Annotated in this window: 1 protein-coding gene and 1 tRNA gene; one reads left to right on the top strand and one right to left on the bottom strand. The window is 72.7% G+C overall.

All coding sequences use genetic code 11. The features are described from left to right. Positions 1–537 precede the first annotated feature (537 nt). Positions 538–611: transfer RNA gene (locus AB0D10_RS45660), tRNA-Met, on the bottom strand. Positions 612–1,749: 1,138 nt separating this feature from the next. Here AB0D10_RS45660 and AB0D10_RS45655 point away from each other — a divergent pair. Continuing rightward, the coding region (locus tag AB0D10_RS45655; protein WP_360268843.1) for a LamG domain-containing protein at positions 1,750–5,766 on the top strand (4,017 nt) is incomplete at its 3' end.

Below are 5,766 nucleotides of genomic sequence, written 5' to 3'. Positions count from 1 at the left end.
CCACCCGACGACCCGTCTTGCCCGTACCACCCACCACCAGCACGACACCGGCATCCGTCGAAAGATCCACCACACCAGCCATCACGATCACCCTCATTTCGAAGACACGGAGGAATCACAGGAGTCCGACTCGCCGTGGGCGCCGGTCGCGTCCGATCGGTTCGTCGTCGTGGCACCATTCAAATCCCCCCGGGTCCGGCGAACCATAGCCACCGCACTCAGCTCCATGCGCGAGCGTCTACACCGCTCACCAGCGGCGCTCCGCCCACCCACGGTCGCCGTCCCGCCTGCAGCCACGGCCCCCGCGACCCACCACAACACAGCCCACCGACGGCCGAAAGCTCTTTCCAGCCCCCTTCGACCCCTCCTCGACCACCGGCGGAAACGGCTGCGGAATTCAGGCCGAAGGGCCGGGAAGGGGATCCGCACAGCCGGCCGCGCCTGCGGAAATCCGGGGCGGACGGGGGCGGGGAATGCGGCCGGAACACGACGAAGCCGGGGCCGGCGCCATCAGGCGCCGACCCCGGCTCACGGTAGTAGCGGGGACAGGATTTGAACCTGCGACCTCTGGGTTATGAGCCCAGCGAGCTACCGAGCTGCTCCACCCCGCGTCGGTAAGACCACTCTAGGCGACAGCCCGGCGAATACGAAATCGGTTTTCCGACGCCACCGAACGGCGGCTCCGAACGACGGCTCCGAACGACGGCACCGCCGGGACAGCACCGCGACGGCACCGGGGCCGCGCCGGACAACAGGCGCAGTCGCACCGAGGCGCGCCGACGCACCCCGTCGCAGAACCGCGAGGTCGGCGAGGTCGGCGAGGTGATCATCGAGCACACCGGAAGCACGCGGTGGCGGAGGACGACGCGGAGGTCCGGCACCGGACTGAACGGACCGCGCCGCCCGGCACGCGGGGCGTCCGGGTGGGCCGGACCGCCGGTCCGGCCCACCGGTCGTTCACGGTGCTGCGTGTCGATCGGCATCTTCAGCGGCTCGGTCCGGGAGGCGGCCCCGTCCTGCTCACTTCCGGAACTCCTTCGGGGTGTCGACGCCTTTCCGGCGTGAACGAAGGAGCACAGCGGATCGCGACGGGCGACGGGTGCGCGGTCGCGGTTCTCCGCCGGTCAACGCCCGCCCGAATTCCGTGCCGGCGCCGAGCGTGAAACACGTCCTGATCGATGTCCCGAAAGGGTGTCGACTCTCCGGTGGGCAGGATCGGAAACCCGCCTGTGCCCGAAGCGGTCCACCGGTGTGGAGGCCACATGATCCCGGCCGGGATCGCCGGAGCGCGCTTCGAGTGGCGCTGCGGTGTCTCCAAGTCTCCTTCTCGACCTCCGACATCACAGCAGGTCAGAAGTTTGAGACAGCCGTGAGACAGCCTCCTGGACCGGTCCTCGGCTTCGACCGGCGGCCCGGCGCCCCTACAATTCAACCCTTGGCGCCGAGGAAACGGCCTTCACGGGGCGCACACGAGGGCGTACTCGGGGGGTCGAGTGCGGATTCGACGCCCGACCGGGCGGGGCTCTTCCGATTCCGGCCACATCCCGATTGATGACGCCGTTCCGTGAGCCTCTCCGAAGGCCGGAATCGGTGTATCAGTCACGATGCCGGTCGATCTCGAATTGGGAAACAGTGCAAGCAACAAGGTGGAGACGGTTCACGCACGGCTGGTTCGCCGCCGTGGTGGCCGTGGGGGCAATGCTCGGGGCGGGGGTCGTTCCGGCGACCGCCGCCGGCGGCGCGGGTGCCGTGGGCACCGGACCCGGCCAGGGGGCGACCTCGGCCGGTGCGTCGGCCGCAGAGGGGCCGGAGGGACTCGCGGTCGCGGAGGCGAGGCGCACGGGCAAGCCGGTGGACGTCGGGCAGCGGCGGACCGAGTCCAGCGACACGGTCGCGCAGCCGGACGGCCGGCTGTTGACGACGACGTACGTGCAGCCGCACCGGGTGCGGCGCGGCGGGGCCTGGGTGGACATCGACCCGACCCTGATCGAGCGGCCGGGCGGCACGGTGGCGGCCAGAGCGGCGACGGCCGAGGTGGAGTTCTCGGGCGGCGGCAGCGGCCACCCGCTGGTGCGCATGGCCTCGGCGGGGCGGGAGCTGAAGCTCGACTGGCCGAAGCCGCTGCCCAGGCCGGTCCTCCAGGGCAGCACGGCCGAGTACCGCTCGGTCCTGCCGGACGTGGACCTGCGTCTGACCGCGACCCGGACCGGGTTCACCCAGGTCCTCGTGGTACGCACCCCGCAGGCCGCGAGGAACCCGGAGCTCGCCCGGCTGCGGCTCGGCTTGAAGGGCGACGGCCTGACGGTCAGGCAGGCTCCGGACGGCTCGATGACGGCCGTCGACAAGGGCGCCGGCGGCACGGTGTTCGAGGCGCCGACGCCGGTCATGTGGGACTCCTCCGCGAAGGCGGCGCCCACGGGCGAGCCCGTGCGGGCCTCCCGCTCGCAGGAGCGGTCGGCGTCCGCGCAGGCTCCGGCGGCTCCGTCCCCGACGGCGACCGGACCGGGACAGGCCGCGGACCCGGCGCAGGCGGCGGACCCGTCCCTGGCCGCCCCCGCCGAGGGCGCGAAGGTCGCCCGGATCGGCGTGGAGCTGCCGCCGGCGCAGGACGGCATGGTGCTCACCCCGGACCGGTCGATGCTGGACGACCCGGGCACGGTCTACCCGGTGATGATCGACCCGGCCTGGAACACCCCGCACGCCGGCGACTGGGCGGGCGTCTCGCAGTACTGGCCCTCGCAGTCGTACTGGCACTTCACCTACACCGGCAAGTACGTCGGGGAGTGGGGCGTCGGGTACTGCGGTGACACCTCGCGCTGTCAGCCGCGGGACGTGAAGCGGGCCTTCTTCCAGGTGCCGACCAGCCAGTTCGCCGGGAAGCACATCCTGAGCGCCGAGTTCGTCGCCACCGAGACCTGGTCCTTCGACTGCTCCCACCAGACACCGGTCGAGCTGTGGAACACCGGCTACATCAACTCCGGCCTCACCTGGAACAGCCAGAACGCCGACGGGTTCTGGAGCCGCTACCTGCAGACCGCCTGGGCGGCCAAGGGCTGGAGCGGCGACTGCCCGTCCGGCCAGCTGGAGTTCGGCGGCGACACGGGCGCGGTCCGCGACCTCGTCCAGAATGCGGCCGACTGGGGCTGGTCGTCCACCACCTTCGGGCTGCGGGCGCGCGACGAGGGCGACCTCTACGGCTGGAAGAAGTTCGGCGACGACGCCGCCCTGCGGGTCTACTCCAACGTGCCGCCGCGCCAGACGCCGATGAGCGACGAGACCATGTCGCCCGGCATGTGCGTGTCCACCGGGGTCACGCTCAACAAGTGGCCACAGCTCACCGCGAAGGCGAGTGACCCGGACGGCGAAGCCGTCGGCATCCAGTTCGCCGCCGCCTGGGACGACGGCACCGGCTTCCGCCGCCGCTGGTGGTCCACCGGCGCGGAGGGAACCGCCCCCGACTCCGGCACCTTCAAGGCCTCCGGCTCGGCGTTCTCCGTCACACTGCCCGCGCTGCCCGCGCCGGCGAAGGGCATGTACGGCTGGGAGGTGCGGGCCTGGGACGGCGCCGAGTGGGGGCCGTGGGCCTCGGACGGCGACCCGACCGACTGCTACTTCTCCGTCGACACCACCGCACCCGACGGCCCCGCCGTCACCTCCGCGTCCTACCCCGGCTCGTCGGACGCCACCGCCGCGCTGCCGTGGACCGACGGCGTCGGCCGCTACGGCAGCTTCACCGTCAGGTCGAAGGCCACCGACGTCGCCAAGTACCAGTGGGCGGTGGACGGCACGGCACTGACCAACGAGGTTCCCGTCAGCGGCGGCGCGGCCGCGACCGTCAACCTGCTGCCGGAGAAGCCCGGTCTGCACACCTTCACCGCCCGCGCGGTCGACGGCTCGGGCAACGCCTCGCAGCCCGAGACGTACTACTTCAACGTCCTGGCCGGCCAGCCCCAGCGCGCCGGCTGGGCGATGGACGACGCCTCCGGCACCAGGCTGACCGGCACCGGCGGCGGCTTCGACGCCACGCCGGGCTCCGGCGCGAGCCCGCAGTCGCCCGGGCACCTGGGCGACGCCCTGGCGTTCGACGGCACGGCCAACGGCTACGCGAGCACCCAGGGCGCGGTGCTCGACACCGCGCGCAGCTTCACCGTCTCGGCCTGGGTGAAGCTCGCCAACGCCGACCGCAACCGCTCCGCGGTCTCGCAGTCCGGCTCGTACATGCCCGGGTTCAGTCTCGGCGTGCGCAACGGCGGCTGGGCCTTCGAGACGGTCAGCACCGACGACGTCGGCTACGGCTACCAGCTGGCCGGCGCCACCGGCCCGGCGACGACGAACCAGTGGACGCACCTGACCGGCGTGTACGACGCCACGGCCAGGACCGTGCAGCTGTACGTGAACGGAGCCCCGGCCGGTGCGCCGGTCGCCGCCCCGGCCGCCTGGGCGGCCCGCGGCCCGCTGGAGCTCGGCCGGATGCGCTACCGCGGCGGGTACAACGACCCGTGGTCCGGCGCACTGGACGAGGTGAAGGTCTGGGACCGCGCGCTGTCCGCGGGCGAGGCCGCCGACGTGGCGGCCGACCGGCAGCCGGCCACCGGCCTGCCGGCCAAGGCGGTCTGGCACCTCGACGGCACCGGCGGCACCACGCCCGGCACGTCGGAGGCCGACGACCTCACGGTGTCCGGCGGTGCGCAGCTCGGCATCCCCGGCGTCGCCGACAAGGCGATCCACCTGGACGGCACCAGCGGCTTCGCCCGCAGCACCCGGCCGATGGTGGACGGGACGAGGAGCTTCTCCGTCTCCGGCTGGGTCCGGCTGCCCAAGCTCGCCGACGGCGACACGGCCGCGCGGGTGGTGGTCGATCAGATCGGCGCACACAACAACGAGTTCTCGCTCTACTACTCGGCGTACAGCAAGAAGTGGATCTTCGGTCGGTACCAGGAGGACAGCGCCGCCGACACCCTGGTGCGCGCCGTCCAGCCGGTCTGCAGCGGTCCGGTCAACGGCATCCCCTGCTTCGGCCCGAACGAGGGGCAGTGGACGCACCTGCTCGGCGTCTCCGACGCCACCGCCCGGAAGCTGCGGCTGTACATCAACGGCACGCCGGTCGGTGAGACGGACTACGTCCAGACCACGCCCTGGCCCGACCCGGGCCCGGTGCAGATCGGCGCGATCAACCGCGAGGGAAGGAACGGGGACTTCTTCGACGGCGACATCGACGACGTCCGCCTCTACGACCGGGTGGTGACCGCGACCGAGGCGGCCGACATGGTCAAGCAGCGGCCGCAGCTGGTGGGCCGCTGGCGGCTCGACACGGCGGCCGGCACGCCACTCGCCGCACCGGACGAGAGCAGCGCCGCCTCCGCCGCGCAGCTCGGCGACGGCGCGGCGATCGACCCGGCCGGCGGGCTGCTCCTCACCCCCGGCACCCTGCGACTGGACGGCGTGAAGGGCTACGCGCAGAGCGCCGCGACGCCGCTGCACACCGACCAGAGCTTCACCCTCGCCGCGTGGGCGGACACCGCGGGCGTCCCGGCCCGGGACATGACGGTGCTCTCCCAGGCGGGCGCCACCGGCGACGCGGTCACCGTGCGCTGGCACTACCTGAAGGACGATCCGGCCACCGGCGCCCACCTGGGCGAATGGCAGGCCGAGGTGAACACCGGCGACGGCGCCGACCTGGCGACGCGCAGCGGTCTGACCGTGGACGAGGACGGCCGCGCGGTCGTGGAGGCGTCGCTGCGCAGCGTCGACGACGAACGGATCTTC

The sequence above is a fragment of the Kitasatospora sp. NPDC048545 genome, from assembly GCF_040651155.1.
Classification (GTDB): Bacteria; Actinomycetota; Actinomycetes; order Streptomycetales; family Streptomycetaceae; genus Kitasatospora.
Note: the sequence above shows the minus strand (reverse complement) of the source record. Positions and strands in the feature narration are given on the sequence as shown.